The organism is Mucilaginibacter sp. P2_A4 (assembly GCF_056405015.1).
This window is the reverse complement of record NZ_JBFUCX010000001.1, coordinates 730,094-748,958: the sequence shown is the minus strand read 5'-3', so window position 1 is coordinate 748,958 and position 18,865 is coordinate 730,094. Positions and strand designations below refer to the sequence as shown.

The following is an 18,865-nucleotide window of genomic DNA, read 5'->3' as shown; positions in this document are numbered from 1 at the left end:
AAATTATTGGAAAGAAAAAAGGGGCCATACTGAATAGCATGACCCCAACCAATTATTAACTTAGAAGGACACTTTTACTAAAGGAGAGAAAATCATATCCTCAACCCCACTTATTTTAATACCTACACGGGCAAAAACATAGTTCTGGGTAGGTGATATACCAGGAATACTAACATTCATAGTGATGTTATTCAGGCTTGTAATTGCCGAGCCCGCTAATTCCGAGTTAGCTATATTATCTCCATTAGACACAAACTGGGTTTTATTGATATAAAGGTTCACCCTGTCAATACCTTTGGCATTAGCATCAGTAATTACCTTTTCTATACTAAAAACAGCTGTTACCTTGTTACTGCCAGCGGTTATATTAGCATTGCGTACCATATAGTAAGGAGTTACCTCAATATCCATTTTCTGGCTGCCGCTTATGGTAATAGCTAAACTATCTCTCTTACCTGCACTCAGTTCCTTCCACATGAAAGGACCCTGATTTGGCGGTATAGTAAATTTATATTTGCCATTAAACAAAAGTGTTGAATAAACTCCATCCTGGCCAAATGTGCCCACAATAGCGCCTGTTTTACCAAATCCCGGCTGATAAAGCTCAAAAGGCACCTGGTTATATTCCACATTTATTGCATCGCCTTTGTAAGTTAAACGCCCGCTAAACGTTGATGATGGCGCATCATAATTATCTTTCTTACAACCCGTGGTTGCAAGTAAAAGCGCTATAATTATATGATGAAATTTTATTTTCATGATCGTAATTTAATTAATACTATTGATTTGGTTGTTTAACAATTTTAGGGTTTGCTGACAATATATCATCCCCAATTTGTGAGTAATAATTACCCAATTGAAACCTGTTGGTGCCAGTTACCGAGCTTGGCTTAACTTCCTTAAATAACCACTTACCATTGTTAGCATTACCAGGATTATAATATTTGTATGGCCATAATCCGTAAGGCTGGGTATTGTGTTTAGAAGCCTTGCCAATATTACTAACAAGATCAGCAACTGTCATCTGGTTACCATCCCAAACTATGTGAGCAAGTCTCCAGCGTTTCATATCAAATAATGTATGCCCTTCAAAGGCAAGTTCAATACGGCGCTCATGAACTATCCTGTCAAATGTAATGTTGGCTGCTGTTAATGGTATGGTTAAACCTGCGCGGGCCCTAACCTGATTCATATATCCGGCTGCTACACCTGCCTGGCCTAATTCAAAGGCTGCTTCAGCTCCGTTTAATAAAACCTCGGCATAACGATAACGAATAAAGTTAACATCGCTACCACGGCCACGACGACCAGAACCTACAGTTGGATCAAGATATTTACGAATATAAAAACCGGTTTGAGTACGGAATTCCAAACCATTTACCGGTCCATCCTTACCTACCACCTGTACGGGAGTGGTTGTACCCGGCAATGGCTTTAACTGAACGGCATCACCACTGGTAAGTATGCTTCCATCGGCCAACTGGTAGCCTGCCCATACATCAGTACGTTTACCTTTAAATAAACCATTGGGTAAAAGCACGGTACCCGCCAGTCTTGCGTCTCTGTTGGCAAAAATATCAAGCTGATCTGCATAATAAATTGGATTGCCAGAGCCATCTTTAGTTGCCAAAGGCGCATAAGTATTATCCAGTTTTTCAAAAGCTTCAACCAGGTTTAATGAAGGATTTAAGCGGCCGGCATCTAAACCTTCGTCAGATATAGAATAAGGTTGATCGTTGGTAGTAAAGCCATGGGTTTTGCCTCCGTTAGCTTTAAAATCCTCCACAAATATCGACTCTGAACTGGCTTTATCTAAAAATAGATTGGCAAAGTTGTCACTTGGATCAGGCAGTTGTTTGTACAAAGAATAATTACCGGCACTGCCATTAATTATAGCCTGTGCTGCTGCCAAAGCTTTAGTATAGTAGCCGGTTGCCATGCTTGCAGGGATACCCACCTCGTTGCCTGGTAGTGTAACCTGTGGAGTTGTAGCGCCATATTTAGCAATTGATGCTGCATATAAAGCCGCTCTTGCTTCCATAGCTAATATAGCACCGGGTGTTGCTCTTGATTTTTCTTCAGGTTTTGGCGGTAATAATCCTTTAATAGCCTCAGCTTCACTGATTATGAAATCATATACATCAGATTCTTTTGAACGTGGTATTTGCAAAGGAATAACATTGCCCGAAAAATCATAATCAAGCGGCTCGGTAATCAGTGGTACACCACCCATCCTCTTCACCAGTTCAAAATAATAATTGGCCCGCAGAAATCTGCCTTCGGCAATAAATTGATTTTTATCTGCTGCGGTAAGTTTAGTTGCTGTTGTTGCGCGCTTAATAAAAAGGTTCAGGTCCCTAACATAGGTGTAATCCCATGTACCCCATTCGCCATAGCCCCAGCCGGTTCTTTGTACAAAGAATGAGCTGCCATTTTCTGAAGGGAATGACTCACTAAAATCAGCAAAGGAAGACCAGCCGTTATCAAGACCAGAAAAATCAACTGTTCGGTTGTATAGGTCGCCCAGGATTGAAAGCACCAGGTTAGGATCTGAAAACGCCAGATCGGCGGTTACAATTTGTTTAGGCGGTACGTTTAAAAACTCGCTATCTTTTTTGCATGATCCCGTAATTAACAGGGCAGCAAACGTAGTTATTATTGTTATTTTTTTCATTGAATTTAAACTTAAGGGATTAATTAAAAGGTTAAATTAACACCGAAGTTAAGGACCTTACTTTGAGGAAACTGAAGCCCGTTATCGTCCGTTGTTTCGGGATCAACCGAGTATTGCTTCAAGTTATCAAATGAAAACATATTATACGCGTTAACATAAAATCTAGCTTTCCTGATCTTAACCTTTGCCAATAAATTAGCAGGTAATGAATAACCCAATTCAAGAGTTCTTGCTCTAAGATACTTTACGCTGTGTAACCAGAAGGTTGAATTATGTGAGTAATCGCTGTGACCGGTGCCCGGATTTACCCTGTTTGCGGGATATTTACCAGGGATCCATGTGCTGTTTACATCAAATGGATCTGAATGGTGATACCTATCTTCAAATATTGTATTTAAGTTACCGTTGTTTTGGAAAGCCCATCTTGTTTCCCAGTTCTGGAACCAGGTATAACCTGCACCACCAGAGAAATCTGCATGAAAATCAAACCCTTTGTATGCTCCTCCCAAAGTAAACCCAAAGTTAATATTAGGTTGTGTGCCATAACCAAACCCAATCGGACGATCATCGTATTGGTCAATTTTACCATCTCCGTTTTGATCTTTGTATATCAAATCCCCGGGTAGTAAGCTACGGTTGCCTTTACCATCAATGTTAACAGTATAGTTATTAATCTGAGCCTGTGACGTGAACTGACCTATAACCTGGTAACCCCAATCTATATGCGAGTACCTGTTTTCTGTTGAGTTTCGGTATTGATCCCATGAATTATAAAACAATGGGTTGTATGACTGTAAATTCTTTTGGCGGCTGTATGAAAAATTACCACCTACATTAAAAGTAAAATTGCCAACTTTACCATTATAATTAAGTGCGATTTCTCCTCCTCGCTGTGAATCGCTGCTGGTATTTTCCTGAGGCAATCCATAACCTACCTCTATAGGTAAGATCACGTCATTTTTTGTACCAAGCAAGCCAGTACGTTTCCTGTAAAAATAATCAACGGTACCGGTAAGACTGCTATTTAGGAAACTAAAATCCATCCCAACATCAGTTATCTTACTTTTTAACCATGATATATTAGTAGTTACTATACCTTTATCTCTGGATGTTACAACGGCATTACCATCAATTATGGCAGTACCTGTATTGTAGTTGTAACCAGGCAGATAAGAATAAGCACCAATAATCGGCTGACTTGAGTTATTAGGATTTCTATCATCTCCTAATACACCATATGAACCACGAATTTTCAAATCATTAAGTACGCTGTGATCTCCCAGCAGGTTTTTCATAAATCCTTCCTGGGTAATTCTCCAGCCGGCAGATACACCGGGGAAATAACCAACACGTTTATCTGGTGCAAAAAGGTATGATGCATCACGTCTTGCCGATGCTTCTAAGTAATATTTGTTATCGTAATTGTAATTGACTCTGCCGATGTAGCCAATACGGGCCTCTTTGTTATCGCTATCCTCATATCTATCGGCAGTAGGGAAATAAATAAGCGGCAGGTTGTTTGAAACCGGTGATGCATGAATCCAGTTCCTTAAGTGCTGCAGCTCAATGCGCTCAGATACAAATGTAGCACCTACGGTATGCTTGCCAAATGTATTATTATAGTTTAACTGCCATTGTAAAGTCTTGGCAAATTCTTTACGTTGTTCACGTTCTCTCCATGGATTGGTGCTCCCGCCTGTTATATCATAGGTGTTTGTTGCAGGCCTGTAAGTATAAGCATTGTAGGTATACTCCTGGTTGTTTAGTAAATAATCGGCAATATAATACGAGTATAAACCTTTTAACGTTAACCCTTTGATGCCTGGTATCTGATACTCTGCACCAAAATTGGTTTGTAATACACGCCAATCGCTATGATATACACCTGAAAGTTTATCGTTCAAAAACGCGTAATTTGATTCGGTGTGACCAATATCATTTAAATAAGCAGGATTGTCATTTGCAAAAGGACGCTCCAGAGGTGTATTCCTTAATACAGCAAACTTGGCCAGGAAATAATCGTCCCCTCCCGGTACACCTGGATTTTCGCGGGTTTCTATACGCCCATTGATATCCAGGCTAACTTTTAAGCCAGCTGCAACCTTAACAGAAACATTTGATTGGATATTTGAGCGGTTAAATTTATACTCTTTACCCAATTGTGAGTTCTGATATAAATTTGTTGCCGATACATAATAGTTAACTCTATCTGTTCCACCTGTAAAATTGGCATTAACTGAGTTTTGAGGGGCATTATTATTGCTTTTCAAAACATAATCGCGCCAGTTAAAACTACGGTAAGCCGGATCAGTACCTGCTTTGTACTTATCAAGTTCGGCCTGAGTAATACTTGTTGAACCATTGTCATTTACCTCTGCCTCGGCCCGATAGCGCATGTAATCATAGGAGTTGGTAAGCACATTGGGAAACCTAAACCAATTTTGATAGCCTGTATAAGCATCAATATTGATGCGGGCGTCACCACTACCCTTCTTTGTGGTTACCACCACAACACCATTTGCAGCACGCACCCCGTAAATAGCCGCCGAACCATCCTTTAAAACAGTAATACTCTCTACATCATTTGGTGAAAGGTTATTAAACTGACCTTCATCTTGCTGGATGCCATCAATTACATATAAAGGCGAGCCCATGTTACGAATCTGGATGTTGGCGCTTGCTCCCGGCCGGCCTTCGGACATTCTGAAAGTAACGCCCGGAATTTTGCCCGCTAAACCTGTACTTACCGTTGAACCGGCATGCACCCGATCAAGATCTTTACTGGTTACGCTGGAGATTGCACCCGTAATAGATTCCTTTTTTTGCGAACCGTAACCAGTTACCACAATCTCCTGTAAGGATGCGTTACTTGATTTCATACGTACCGTTATTACGGTTTTACCATCTAAAGGTACATTCATAGTTGTAAAACCAATGTAGCTTAATACCAAAACGCTGTTGGCATCAGGTACAGTGATACTGAAGTGTCCTTTTACATCTGTTGTTGTTCCTCCCTGCGCTCCGCGTATCCGTATACCCACGCCCGTAAGCGCCTCGCCCGTAGTATCAGATACGGTTCCGCTTACCTTCACCTGTGCAGATGCACCGAGCGAAAAAAGCAGGCAGCTCATGATGGAAAATACAACTAATGTTACTTTTTGGCGCCATTTACTGGGTGGCCATTGCATGTGGGAGAACCCCTCATACCTGAGTAGTAAAAATTTTCTCATAAAGTTATTTATTTATTGGTTAATTGTTGTTTTTAAAAATGTAGGGATGACATATTTAAATTACGATGTAAAGAAAAAGGATTTTGGGTGCTCCTTATTAACCAAATCATATCAATAATTAGTCAAAAAGTATCAATTTTTATTCAGACGAAAACCGTTAATCAGAATGGTTATATTTGTCTAAGCGAACCATTTTGAGACCGATATATTTATTTTATTTATTACTCCTTGTTCCGTTTAATATCTGTAATGCGCAGCCTTATTACTTCAGGCATTACCAGGTAGAAAACGGACTGTCAAACAATACCGTTTACTGCAGCCTGCAGGATAAACAGGGATTTTTATGGTTTGGTACCAAAGATGGATTAAACCGTTTTGATGGCTATACTTTTAAAGTTTTCAGGCATAATCCCAAAGATAAAAACAGCATCATCAGTAACATGGTACATGCTTTATCAATTGATAAAGACGGCAGCTTTTGGGTAGCTACCGACCAGGGCCTTGATAATTACACCCCCAAAACCGAAAAGTTCACCCACATTACGACAAACAATAACGCCATAAGATATATTGTAAACGACCGCTATGGCAACTGCTGGTTTGTATCAAGAGGTAGCTTAATGAAGTATGAGAAAAGAACAGGTAAAATAATCGATTACAAATCATACCAGCATTTTGAAGCAAGTTCAATAGCTATTAACAATGGCGATATATGGGTATCATCAACAACCGGTACGTTAAATAAATTGGATACCGTTGCCCACGCGTTTACAGGCTTTAATGTATTTAAAAATTCTCAGTGGGTTACCTCAACCTTTATCGAAAAGATATTTGCAGTTGGCAACAACAAAATATTTATTGGCACCACCAGCCAGGGGCTCAAGGAGTTTGATTGCAGTAACGGTACTTATAAAGATCTTTTAACCTATAACACCAATAAAACGGCTGTTTATGTAAGAGATTTTGTAAAATATACCGAAAACGAATTCTGGATAGCAACAGAATCGGGGGTATTTATATATGATGTAGCAAAAGGCACTTTCACTAATCTCAAAAAAAAGTATAACGACCCCTATTCTATTTCCGACAATGCGGTATATACTCTGTATAAGGATGTGGAGGGTGGCATTTGGGTAGGCACCTTTTTTGGCGGGCTTAATTACTATCCAAAACAATACTCTACTTTTAACAAGTATTATCCGGGTCCCGAAAATTCGCTGAATGGTAACGTTGTACGCGAAATTTGTAAAGATATATATGGTAATCTTTGGTTAGGAACCGAAGATAACGGACTTAATAAGCTAAGTCCCGATAAAACCACCTGGACACATTACTTTCCGGGTGTAAAAAACGGCATTACCAATACCAACATACATGGCTTACTTGCCAATGGTAATGAACTGTTTATAGGCACGTTTGAACGCGGTTTGGATATTCTGAATATACCTACCGGCAAGGTAGTACGCTATTACCTGGCAGGCAAGGGGAAAAACGATCTGAAAAGTAATTTCATCATCTGTTTCATCAAAACACGGTCTGGCGCAATTTTGATAGGGACAACTCAAGGCCTGTACCGGTATAATACGGAGAAAAAGGATTTTACACTTATTGACCGGGTACCCGAGCACGATTTTGTTTACTCCCTGCTCGAAGATCATAACGGCAAAGTGTGGGTTGGTACTGTACATGATGGTATTTACTGTTATGATCCCGATAAAAACACCGGCAGTAAATTTAATTACAGGTACACGGTAAAAAACGCGCTCAATAACACCACGGTAAATGGTTTATTTGAAGATAGCAACAATAACCTATGGTTTGCAACCGAAGGGCTTGGGTTATGGAAATACAATCTGCATACAGGAGCTTATAAATTTTTTGACCTCAGCAATGGCTTTCCCAGCAACTACGTTTTCAGAATTCTGGAAGATGACAAGAAAAACATATGGGTGAGCACTACCCGTGGCCTGGTTTGTTTAAACATTATAAACGATGGTATAAAAATTTATACCAAGGCAAGTGGGCTGTTAAGCGATCAGTTTAACTACAACTCGGCATTTAAAGATACAGATGGCACCATGTACTTTGGTTGTGTAAAAGGCATGGTAAGTTTTAATCCATCGGCATTTAAAGAAAATAATTTTGTGGCCCCGGTATACATAACCGGATTCCAGGTACATAACCAGGAGATTTTGGTTAAAGGCAGCGATTCATTACTCAACAGCTCTATTATCTACACCAAAAAAATCGATTTAAATTATAACCAATCATCTTTCAGTATTGATTTTGCGGCGCTAAGTTTTCCATCGCCCGAAATGACCCGGTATAAATACATGATGAAAGGGCTCGATAAAGGGTGGACAGATTTGAACCGAAACCGGAAGGTTTATTTTACTCAATTATTACCCGGCCATTATACTTTTATAGTTAAAGCCGCAAATAACAATGGTGCCTGGCTTACAAAAGAAACCATACTTCAAATAAATATTGCCCCTCCATTTTGGGAAAGTGTGTGGGCCTATATACTGTATGCTTTACTAATTATTTTGACCATTTATTACCTGCTGAATCAATACCATACCCGCAACCGCCTAAGAAACAACAGGTTGATTGAAATACTGGAAAGCGATAAAGAGAGGCAGATCTACAATGCCAAAATTGAGTTTTTTACCAATGTTGCCCATGAAATACGTACTCCGTTAACTTTGATAAAGGGGCCAATGGAGAAAGTTATTAAAAGGGCCGAGCATGTTCCGGATATCCAGAACAATCTTAAAATAATGGAAAAAAACACCAACCGTTTGCTCGATCTTACTAACCAGTTGCTGGATTTCAGGAAGACCGAAACCAACGGATTTAGCCTGAGTTTTGTTAAAACCGATATTGCCGAGTTACTTGAGGATGTATTTTCGAGATTTAAACCGATGGCCGAGCAAAAAAATCAAAGCTATTCTCTAAAACATGTTGACAAAAACTTGTATGCTTACGTGGATATAGAGGCTTTTACCAAAATCATAAGTAATCTTATCAACAACGCCATTAAGTACGGCACATCAGCAGTAGAAATTGAACTACTGAAGAGTGAACCAAACGATTGTACTTTCACCGTCGAAATCAGGAACAACGGGTATATAGTTCCCTATGAAATGCGGGAAAAAATATTCGAACCTTTTTTTAGGATGAAGGAATCGGAGAAGCAGATAGGTACAGGCATAGGGCTTTCGCTTTCACGCTCGCTGGCCGAATTACACAAGGGCTTATTGGTTTTAAACAAATCAATTAATGATTTTAATATTTTTAACCTCACATTACCCATACACCAGGAAAAAGAATTTGACCTGCACAACACTCCAGACAATTACGAACTAACCGATACTGTTAAAGAAGATAATTTTGATTTTATGAAGCCGATTATACTTTTAGTGGATGACAATCCCGAGATCCTTGATTTTATTTCGGATGACCTGAGCGATAAATATGCTGTTATAAAAGCCTTCAACGGTCAGGAGGCCCTGGATATGATAGAAATTGAAAACATTCAGCTTATCATCAGTGATGTAATGATGCCGGTTATTGATGGATTTGAACTGTGTAAACGAATAAAAACCAATTTTGATTACAGCCATATCCCCATCATACTACTCACCGCCAAAAACACCCTGCAAAGTAAAATTGAAGGTTTGGAAGTTGGTGCCGATGCCTATATAGAAAAACCATTTTCGCCCGAGCATTTACAGGTGCAAATAGCTAATCTGCTTATCAACCGCAATAAAATAAAAGACCATTTTGCAAGTTCGCCGCTGGCCAATATCAAAACCATGGCTTACTCCAAACCTGATGAAAGCTTTTTGGATAAACTAAACGCGGTTATTAACCACAACATCCAAAACCCGGACCTGGATGTGGAGCACATTGCCAATTTGATGAATATGAGCAAGCCAACTTTATACCGTAAAGTTAAAGCTATATCAAACCTTACCATCAACGAGCTTATCAATATTACCCGCTTAAAAGCCGCCGCAAAACTGCTGGAGGATGGTGATTATAAAGTTTATGAAGTGGCCAATATGGTTGGTTATAGCTCACAATCGCACCTGGGCCGTAACTTTTTAAAACAATTTGGCACTACCCCAACGGAGTATCAGCAAAATAAGAGAAACAGTAAGATTAAAACATTTTAAGTACCTACCTGCGGGTTTTTAATTTGGTAAGGGCAAACTCACCAATCCTTACGCCTTCATCAACCCCGTTAACTATGGATGGCATATAATGAATGCCCCCGTAAAAACGGCTAATGGCAGCCTCATCAGCTGCTGCTTTAAATGATTTAAACTGGCGTGCAGGAATACTAAATTCTACCTCTGTAGAGTCGGTAAAAGCCAAATTACTGCCAAATAATTTGCCAAGCACTATAGCCGATGCATTTGAAACTACGCTGTGCCCACTGGTATACTCCGGGAAAGGTGGCGTTTGCAGCAGGGGCATCCAGTTTTGGTCAATGTATTGATTAATATAGGTTTCGGGCCGTATCACTTTGCTTTTATACTTTTCGTCCCAGCAATTGATAAAGCTATCGGCAATTACAACCGCCATGCAAGCGTAAGCTTCTGAGGTGCGCACGTAATCTGCATTCACCTTTCTGCAAACAATGCCGGTAATATTTATCCAGTGTCCTCCCGGCGATATTTTCTTTGTGGCAAACATGGTATGCCCGTTGGTATTCACCTTAAATGGGTTATCATCCCAATAATTGGCTATTCTTGTTTGTTCAGGAGTTAAATGCAGTCCTGCTTCGCGTACGGCTACAGCCAGTTTATAAAAGTAGCTGTCGGGTTTTAAAGAAAAATCAACCGCTTTTGCCGGTTTAAACTGCTGTGCCGAATCGAGAATAAAGGTCCTTATTTCGTTCCAATGCGGCTCAACGCCTTTCATGTAGGCTGGTGGAGTAGGTTTCCAGGTTGCATCATCGGTTTGCACATCGTATTTAGATAATGATCTTGTGTGCTTATAATTATCCTTACCAGCCCATTTAAGTATCCTATCCGCAATAAGCTTTCCGTAATCAATGGAATTTTGGTATACATCATCGGGCATGCCTGTATTTTTGTATTCGTCCATCAACGTAGTATGAAAGCCCTCTATCCTACCTTCCGACATCACCAGTATCTTACCAACCGTTAAAATAGCGTGTGATGCAGCTAAAGAGTAGCAATATTGTTTACCAGCTTCGGGCGTGGGGATAGAATCGAGCCCTTTCAATTGCCCTGCAAGTGATATATAGTTTTTATTTCCATTAACCGCCGCTTCATATCCGGCAACGGTGATATAAGCATAAATGCGACTGGCAACGGGGGGCGAATAAATATCATGCAGCATTACTTCTGTAACCTCCCTAACAGACCGATGGATATAATTAGGATCTTCGGCTAATTTTTGCCATCCCTTTTGTTTGGATGAACAGGAAATTAATAGCGAGGCAATAAATAAAACAAAGTAAAATTTCTTCATATAACGGATAACAATAATTCAATTGAGGTTAATTGGCACTAACGGGTTAATAATCAAAGCTAATAGTAAATACATAAACAAACATTACACGATACTATTTGACGAAATATTGATATGATTTGCAGAATCCTTTATGTCAAAATCCATTTTCTTTACGTACGCTTACTGTTTAATCACCAGTAAGTTAAAGCTTAACCATAGCATAAACCAATATTCAATTAGTAGCGATAATTTCATGATAAAAAGTTTACCAATCCAGTTTAAACTGTTTATAATACTATTCCTTTTTTTGGCCCAGGGTTGTTCGCGCAAACAGGGCGGCCCTACCCTTTTTAAACTGTTGGATCCATCTCAAACCGGCATCAAATTCAAAAACACTTTAACCCCCAGTGACAGTATCAACATCCTGAATCATCCTTATTTATACAATGGTGCAGGTGTAGGGATAGGTGATTTTAATAATGATGGCTTGCCCGATGTTTATTTTGCCGGTAATATGGTTGCCAACAAATTATACATTAACAAAGGCGACCTGAAATTTAACGATGTTACTGATATTGCAGGGGTAAATGGCGAAGGTAAATGGAGCGCGGGCGTATCGGTAATAGATATCAATAACGATGGAAAACAGGATATTTATGTGTGCGCATCTTTCAAATCGAACCCCGAACAGCGCCGCAATATGCTTTATATAAACCAGGGAAATAATAAAGACGGCATTCCAATTTTTAAGGATGAAGCAAAGGCTTACGGCCTGGATGACGATGGTTACAGCACACAGGCCATATTTTTTGATTACGACCATGATGGCGACCTGGATATGTACCTGCTTACCAACTTTTTGGGTAAAACAACACCGGTTGCCTATCGCCCCAAACTAAGTGATGGCAGCGCCGAGAACAACGATCGGCTATACCGCAACAATGGCAATGGCACATTTACCAATGTTACCAAAGAGGCTGGCATTTTGATGGAAGGTTTTGGCAACTCTGTATCTATTACTGATATCAACAACGATGGCTGGCCGGATATTTATGTGGGTAACGATTTTATATCGAACGATCTGTTATATATCAACAACAAAAACGGAACATTTACCAACCGCGCAGGCGAATATTTTAAGCATACGGGTTGGTCGGTAATGGGGTCAGATATGGTAGACATCAACAACGATGGTCTCCCCGACCTGGTATCATTAGAGATGCTTCCTGAAGAAAACGTGCGCAAAAAAACCATGCTGATGGGTGATAACTATATCACCTACATCAACAATACAAAATTTAAATATGAGCATCAGTACATTCGTAACGTACTGCAATTAAACCAAGGGCAAACGCCTTTAGGTCACCCTCAATTTAGCGATGTTGCCTACATGGCCGGTGTTTATCAAACGGATTGGAGCTGGACACCACTGGTAGCTGATTTTGATAACGACGGTTACCGGGATATGGTGATCACAAACGGATACCCACGCGATGTTACCGACCTTGACCATGCACTTTACAGCAACGACCAGGGCCGCACGGTTAAGGAAAACAGAACATTGGCCGCTGCCGATTCATTCCCCGTTGTTAAAACAGCCAGCTACGCTTTTAAAAATCAGGGTGGTTATATGTTTGCAGATCAGTCAAAAGACTGGGGCATAGTTAAGCCAACCTTTTCAACAGGCGGTGTTTATGCCGATCTGGATAACGACGGCGATCTTGACCTGGTGATCAACAATATTGACGACGATGCCTTTATTTATGAAAATACCCTGAACAATAAAACACAGGTAGCCCAAGCCCATAATTACTTAACAGTTGCCTTACAGGGCGACACCAAAAATCGTGATGGTATAGGCGCCATCATTCGGGTATATTACCAGGGCAAACAGCAGTTTTATGACCAGCAGCCCTGCCGGGGGTATATGAGTACCGACGATGCCAAAGCACATTTTGGTATTGGCACTGCAAATAAAGTTGATTCGCTGCGCATCCGCTGGGCCGATGGTAAAACACAATTAATTGAAAACATTAGGGCCAACCAAAGCATCACCCTGCAATATAAAAACAGCGCGGGCAGCTACCCGGCGGGGATACCGGTTAATGCCAAACCTGTTTTTAAATCAGCTGAAAATCAACTCGGTATAAAATATGTACACCAGGAGAAAGATGCGATTGACTACAACATTCAGCCAACTTTACCTCATAAACTAAGCCAGTACGGGCCATCGGTTGCTGTAGGCGATATTGATAATAACGGTTATGATGATTTTTACATCGGTGGATCTGCCGGCAACAAAGGGGTGTTTTTTATGCAGGGTAGTGACGGCAAATTTACCATGGACAGTAACCGTTTTTTAAACGATAGCTTTAAGGAAGAAGAAGATATGGGCGCGCTTCTGTTTGATGCCAATAACGATGGCTTCCTTGACCTGTATGTGGTGAGTGGTAGTTATGAATTCCCTAAAGATCATACATCGGCACAAGACCGCTTGTATATCAATAACGGCAAAGGACAGTTCAGCAAAAGCTTTGGAGCTGTACCAGTAGAGTATGATAACGGTTCCTGCGTTCGTGCTGCAGATTTTGATCATGATGGCGACCTCGACCTGTTTGTCGGTGGGCGTTCAGTTTCTGGCGCTTATCCATCATCGCCGGCGAGCCATTTATACAGGAACGATGGCGGTAAATTTACAGATGTAACGGCACAGCTTTGCCCCGACCTGGTACACGGCGGAATGATCACTGATGCTTTATGGACAGATTTTGATAAGGACGGCAAAGTTGATTTGATTGTAGTTGGCGAATGGATGCCGATCACCTTTTACAAAGGCGATGGAAGCGGCTTTAAAAAAATAAAATCGGGTATTGATACTCATGTGGGGTGGTGGAATAGTATAGTGGCCGGCGATTTTAATAATGATGGCAATATTGATTATATAGCCGGAAACCTGGGTCAAAACTCCAACTATAAAGCATCATTTACCCAACCTATGACTATTATGGGGAAAGATCTTGATGGTAACGGCTCATTTGATGCCATGATATTTTGCTATATGAAAGCCGAAGACGGCTCCCAAAAGCCATTCCCGATGCATACCCGCGATGATTTAATTAGTCAGCTTATTTCTATCCGTAAAAAATACCCGAGCTACCGGGGCTTTGGTCACGCCACCATGGATGACCTTTGGAGCGATAAGGATAAAGAAAACGCGGTGATCATGAAAGCTACCGATATGAACACCAGCTTTATCGAAAATAAAGGAAACGGAAAATTCCAAATAAGCGCGATGCCTTTGGCTACCCAAATGGCCCCGGTTTACGGTATGGTTGCTAAAGATGTTGACCAGGATGGTAACCTCGACTTAATAATGGTTGGTAATGATTTCGGCATGGAGCCTTTTACCGGCCGCCATGACGCCTTTATGGGTTTGTATATGAAAGGTAATGGCAAAGGTGGCTTTGCTCCCCTATCCATAGCCCAAAGCGGTTTATTTATTAATGGAGATGCTAAAGGATTAGCTTCAGTGCAATCGGCAAAAGGAGAAAATATTTTTGTTGCCACACAAAACCAGGACAGCCTGAAAGTTTATCAACAAACGGGCAATACCACCAAATCGAAGAAGTTTATTAAGCTTAAACCGGATGATTTTTATGCTGATATTACCTATAAAAACAACACCAAAAAACGGGTGGAGTTTTACTATGGTTCTACTTACCTATCGCAATCCTCACGTAATTTGGAGGTTGATGCCGATGTTGCAAAGATCACTATAACCGGCTATACCGGCAAAAAAAGAGATTTGACTAATTAATACAAATGGCAGAGTTTTATTAAAACTCCGCCATTTAAATATCTTATCAAAACAGTTTTACTTATTTACCTGTGTTGAATAACCGGGCATTACCTCAAAACTAAAGGTTTGGCTGCCGGCTTCACCGTTAGGGCTTATGCCTTCTATCACACCAATATATTTCCCCGGTTGATCTGAAGTATAAAACGACACCTGCTTTTTGCCGGCAGCGCCTGTATTTACAGATGAAGCCCAATACAACACGTTCCTAAAATCGGGCATGTGGCTTGCCGCCTGCTCATCAGTATCATACGCCGGTGAATAAAATTGACGCTGCTGCTGCAATCCTTCATAATCCAATACTACCGCGTGCGGATCTATTTCGGCACCACCAAGGTCGCCTTTATAGCTTGTGAGGCTTAGTATCCCTTTTTCATAAGATGCACCCAGGGAGTAGTTAAAAGGCACATCCTCCAGCTTGCGAATTTTAAGCGGATCAACGGCAAATACTTTATTCATATTAAAAAATGGCACACCATCAATCAGCACCATGGGGTCTTCTTCGCCCAGGAAACCTATCCCGCTAACTACCCTTACCCTAAACTGGTTACGCGTGTGAAACACGTTAACTTCCCTGATATATTCGCGCATTACCTCTTCAATGGTTGTAAAACGGGTGTAATTATCTAAAAGATAAGTTTTAAATGGAGGTCCATAAAATGCGCTGGTATCTACATACGGCTCGTTAAACTGTTTCATCCGGGGGCCGTTGTAAATATTCTGCACCTGCATGGCTATGGTTTGATCTTCAAATGTGGTTTGCATAGCAGGGGTAACATCCAGGCGCGGTAATGCTATAGGAGCAAACCGTTCAGAAAATGGAGTTAAAATATCAATCCTGTAATTAGTGTCAATAGTAGTATTGGTTTCTGCAACAACCTCATTTTGCCCATAAAACTCTTTCATATTAAAGATCAGCCGGCCGCGGGCATCGCTTTTTGCCGAGTATAGTTGTATATGTTTGCCCGGTATACCCAAATAAGCAACAATATCTTTTCCTGGTTGCTCGTTTAATTTATTAGTGATCTTAGCCGTAATAATGGGTCCGTTCAGCTCCGGTAAAAAGTTAAATACAGGCGCATTTTTACTTAATACATCGTTCCATGCAAAACTTCTCCAGCCTTGTGTAAGCATCAGGTTATCTAAAGCCTCATCTGCCGTGGCATTGGTGTTTTTAAAATAGTATCCAGGCAATTCAATATTCCCTTTCAGATCAGACCTTAACCATAAATAGCTGAGTATATTTTCCGGATCATTATGCTGTAAAGAATCCAGCCTGTAAACTGATAATGACAAATCAGCAGCCACAGGCTTATTGCCCTGGTCCTTTGCACTTATAGCAACAGCAACTTTTTTGCGGATGGTATATTGCAGCGCGTCCGTATTGGCTTCAATAGCCATATTTTTAGTTGGGCGTTTGAAATACAGGCGTTCGCAAACAGGCTTTTTATCGGAATCAAAAATGGTAATGTGTGATATACCCTCGCCCAGTTTATTCTTGTCAATGGTGAATGTAGCTGTGCCATTATCATTAACCTCGGTTTCAACAAGCTTAATCATATTCCGGGTATGGGCAAACAGGTAAATACTTTTTGATGGCAAATTTGTACGCACTGTAACCGCTAACTGTCCATTGCCGTTATCTTTCAAATTCATTACATAACCATTGGCGTAAACCGGCGGCAGCTCTTTTTGTATTACTTTGCCGGCAATGTTTATGACAGTATGATACGCAACACCATTTTCGGGCTTGAAAGTAAAATGGCCAATTCCAAATTTAAGAGGTTGAAACCTCACTAATGTATCGTTCTTCTGATTTAAAATCGCTCCTTTAAAATCCACACTTTTACCCCATTGGTCTGCGGCCTTTACGCCAATTACGCTTGTAATACCGTTAACCAAATTACCACCTTCCGGAAAAAACTGAACATCATAGGCTGGCCATGCTTTCTTATCTGCTTTATCCGGACTTTTCAGCGGGTTGATGATGATTAGCTTTTTTGAATAATAGTAATCGGGACTAAAATTTTTCATCCAGCTGGTATAAGCCCTCAGCACAAAATTACCGGTTGATAAATTAACAGGGATATACAAAGAGCCACTTCCGGCACCATCCTTCATGGCTATTTTAGTTTGCAAAACAGGGTTCTGTTTTTCGTCAAGCACCTCTACATACACAACTTTACTTAAGTTAAGCGGCTTCATAAAAATGCCATCTACGTTGTATACCTTAAACCACAGCAATTCACCTGCGGTATAGCCGTTTTTATCGGTGTGTACATACAGCTTTTCCTGCAGGGTATTTGAGGTATACTCTTTAAAGCTATTCTGCACATCGGGCAACACCTGTCCAAACGATTTGGTTAAGGTTAACATCGCGAATGCGAAAAAAACAACACTGATTTTTCTCATAGCTTATAATTTTTTATTTCCAAAACGATGGTTTTTTATTTGTTCCCCGTAATGTACAATCCACGCAAATTGGTGTTGATGCCAGGTAACCTCCCGGAGCATAATCAACCGCTAACTGAAAGCCCCCATAAATCAGATCTTTTACTTCATTGACATATATTGGCGGAATTGTTGGAATAGTACTTGTTACCTTACGGGTGTATAGCAGTGTATTTAACTGACAGCTTCCATACGGGGTTTCGGGCACCCAGCTTGCAGGGAGATTAGCCTTATCAACAAAAATTCTTTTTTGCGCCACTTGGCCCACAGTCACAAAACCGATAACAGGCTCATTGGGGTTACTAAGGCAATGCAGATTACCTGTTAACTCCGATGGTTGGGGATCAAAAATACCTCCTATTTGCTCGGTGTTTTTCTTTAATAGCTCAAAATAATTAAAGGCCTCGGCCGTAATCACATACTGCTTTACCAATATGCTATACCTGAGGCGAAGCTTTTCTGAATTGGCTGTAATTAGCGCCATAGGTGCATCGCTTATTTTATCCGCGGCAAGCTTTGCCGATGAACCTGTAATTATGGAGTTAGATGTATCGCTTACCCAGCAATTGTATACTTTTTTTTCGGGAGTTCTGGGAGTCTGAATGTCTGGTGGTGGTGGTGAATCGTTTTTAACTACAATAATCTGCGATTCAAATGCACTTTGGATCTGGTAGGTTTCCGTATACTCCCACCTGTAATATTTGCTATTATTACTCGCATCATGCGTATCAACACTTATTTGCAGACCATCATTCTTTATAGCAGTCCTTACACTATCAATTGGGGGCGAATTTTTTACCTGTACAAAATCCGAAGCATATTTACCACCATTTGACGTGGTAATTTTAAGACTGTATTTTTCGCCGGACGACAAGTTTAAAGGTGCAGATACATAAACTCCACCGCCTTTATTATTCAACTTATAACTTGCACCGCCAGCACTTTCAACAGTTACGGTAGCACCCAGTTCGGGGTTCGCCCTTGAGTTACTATCCAGGTTTACCGTACGGCGCAGGGTTATAGTAGTAGAATCGCCAGACGAGATATTGCCATCAACAACCAGGTAACTGGTTATTTTAGCCGAAGGCGCAATGTTGAGCTGCTTTTTACAAGCTGTTGCTGCCGCCAGCACAAATAAAACGTATAATATTTTCTTCATCGCAC

General features: G+C 40.6%; 8 protein-coding genes. 2 read left to right on the top strand and 6 right to left on the bottom strand.

What is annotated here, in order from left to right; genetic code table 11:
* Positions 1 to 60: 60 nt before the first annotated feature.
* The 3 genes from AC1DYB_RS02905 to AC1DYB_RS02895 are packed head-to-tail and all read right to left on the bottom strand — an operon-like array spanning position 61 to position 5,904.
* The gene (locus AC1DYB_RS02905; protein ID WP_295721180.1) at positions 61 to 759 is read right to left on the bottom strand and encodes a DUF3823 domain-containing protein; all 699 of its coding nucleotides are present in this window, start codon (positions 757 to 759) and stop codon (positions 61 to 63) included.
* 19 nt (positions 760 to 778) lie between these two features.
* Entirely contained in the window at positions 779 to 2,674 is a 1,896-nt protein-coding gene (locus AC1DYB_RS02900; RefSeq protein WP_477432258.1) for a RagB/SusD family nutrient uptake outer membrane protein, read from the bottom strand.
* Between the two features lie 23 nt (positions 2,675 to 2,697).
* The gene (locus AC1DYB_RS02895; protein WP_477432255.1) at positions 2,698 to 5,904 is read right to left on the bottom strand and encodes a SusC/RagA family TonB-linked outer membrane protein; all 3,207 of its coding nucleotides are present in this window, start codon (positions 5,902 to 5,904) and stop codon (positions 2,698 to 2,700) included.
* 194 nt (positions 5,905 to 6,098) lie between these two features.
* On the opposite strand from AC1DYB_RS02895, the gene AC1DYB_RS02890 reads away from it, so the two are divergent.
* Positions 6,099 to 10,085, top strand: a complete 3,987-nt coding sequence (locus AC1DYB_RS02890) for a hybrid sensor histidine kinase/response regulator transcription factor (RefSeq protein ID WP_477432253.1) — start codon at positions 6,099 to 6,101, stop codon at positions 10,083 to 10,085.
* Positions 10,086 to 10,089: 4 nt separating this feature from the next.
* On the opposite strand, the gene AC1DYB_RS02885 is transcribed toward AC1DYB_RS02890, so the two are convergent.
* Positions 10,090 to 11,412, bottom strand: coding sequence for a vanadium-dependent haloperoxidase (locus AC1DYB_RS02885; RefSeq protein WP_477432251.1), 1,323 nt, complete (start codon positions 11,410 to 11,412; stop codon positions 10,090 to 10,092).
* A gap of 235 nt (positions 11,413 to 11,647) precedes the next feature.
* Between AC1DYB_RS02885 and AC1DYB_RS02880 the strand changes: the two genes are divergently transcribed.
* Complete coding sequence (locus tag AC1DYB_RS02880) at positions 11,648 to 15,211, top strand: VCBS repeat-containing protein (protein WP_477432249.1); 3,564 nt, start codon at positions 11,648 to 11,650, stop codon at positions 15,209 to 15,211.
* A gap of 57 nt (positions 15,212 to 15,268) precedes the next feature.
* Here the strand turns inward: AC1DYB_RS02880 and AC1DYB_RS02875 are convergent, their stop codons facing one another.
* A complete protein-coding gene (locus AC1DYB_RS02875) occupies positions 15,269 to 17,662 on the bottom strand; it encodes a hypothetical protein (protein ID WP_477432247.1) in 2,394 nt (797 codons plus the stop codon).
* Between the two features lie 13 nt (positions 17,663 to 17,675).
* A complete protein-coding gene (locus AC1DYB_RS02870; protein ID WP_477432245.1) occupies positions 17,676 to 18,860 on the bottom strand; it encodes a DUF4249 domain-containing protein in 1,185 nt (394 codons plus the stop codon).
* Positions 18,861 to 18,865 lie beyond the last annotated feature (5 nt).

What these genes read in the sequence shown, in the direction of transcription:
- AC1DYB_RS02875 (WP_477432247.1), bottom strand. Translation starts at nt 17,662, where the DNA reads ATGAGAAAAATCAGTGTTGTTTTTTTCGCATTCGCGATGTTAACCTTA.
- AC1DYB_RS02885 (WP_477432251.1), bottom strand. Translation starts at nt 11,412, where the DNA reads ATGAAGAAATTTTACTTTGTTTTATTTATTGCCTCGCTATTAATTTCC.
- AC1DYB_RS02870 (WP_477432245.1), bottom strand. Translation starts at nt 18,860, where the DNA reads ATGAAGAAAATATTATACGTTTTATTTGTGCTGGCGGCAGCAACAGCT.
- AC1DYB_RS02880 (WP_477432249.1), top strand. Translation starts at nt 11,648, where the DNA reads ATGATAAAAAGTTTACCAATCCAGTTTAAACTGTTTATAATACTATTC.
- AC1DYB_RS02900 (WP_477432258.1), bottom strand. Translation starts at nt 2,674, where the DNA reads ATGAAAAAAATAACAATAATAACTACGTTTGCTGCCCTGTTAATTACG.
- AC1DYB_RS02905 (WP_295721180.1), bottom strand. Translation starts at nt 759, where the DNA reads ATGAAAATAAAATTTCATCATATAATTATAGCGCTTTTACTTGCAACC.
- AC1DYB_RS02895 (WP_477432255.1), bottom strand. Translation starts at nt 5,904, where the DNA reads ATGAGAAAATTTTTACTACTCAGGTATGAGGGGTTCTCCCACATGCAA.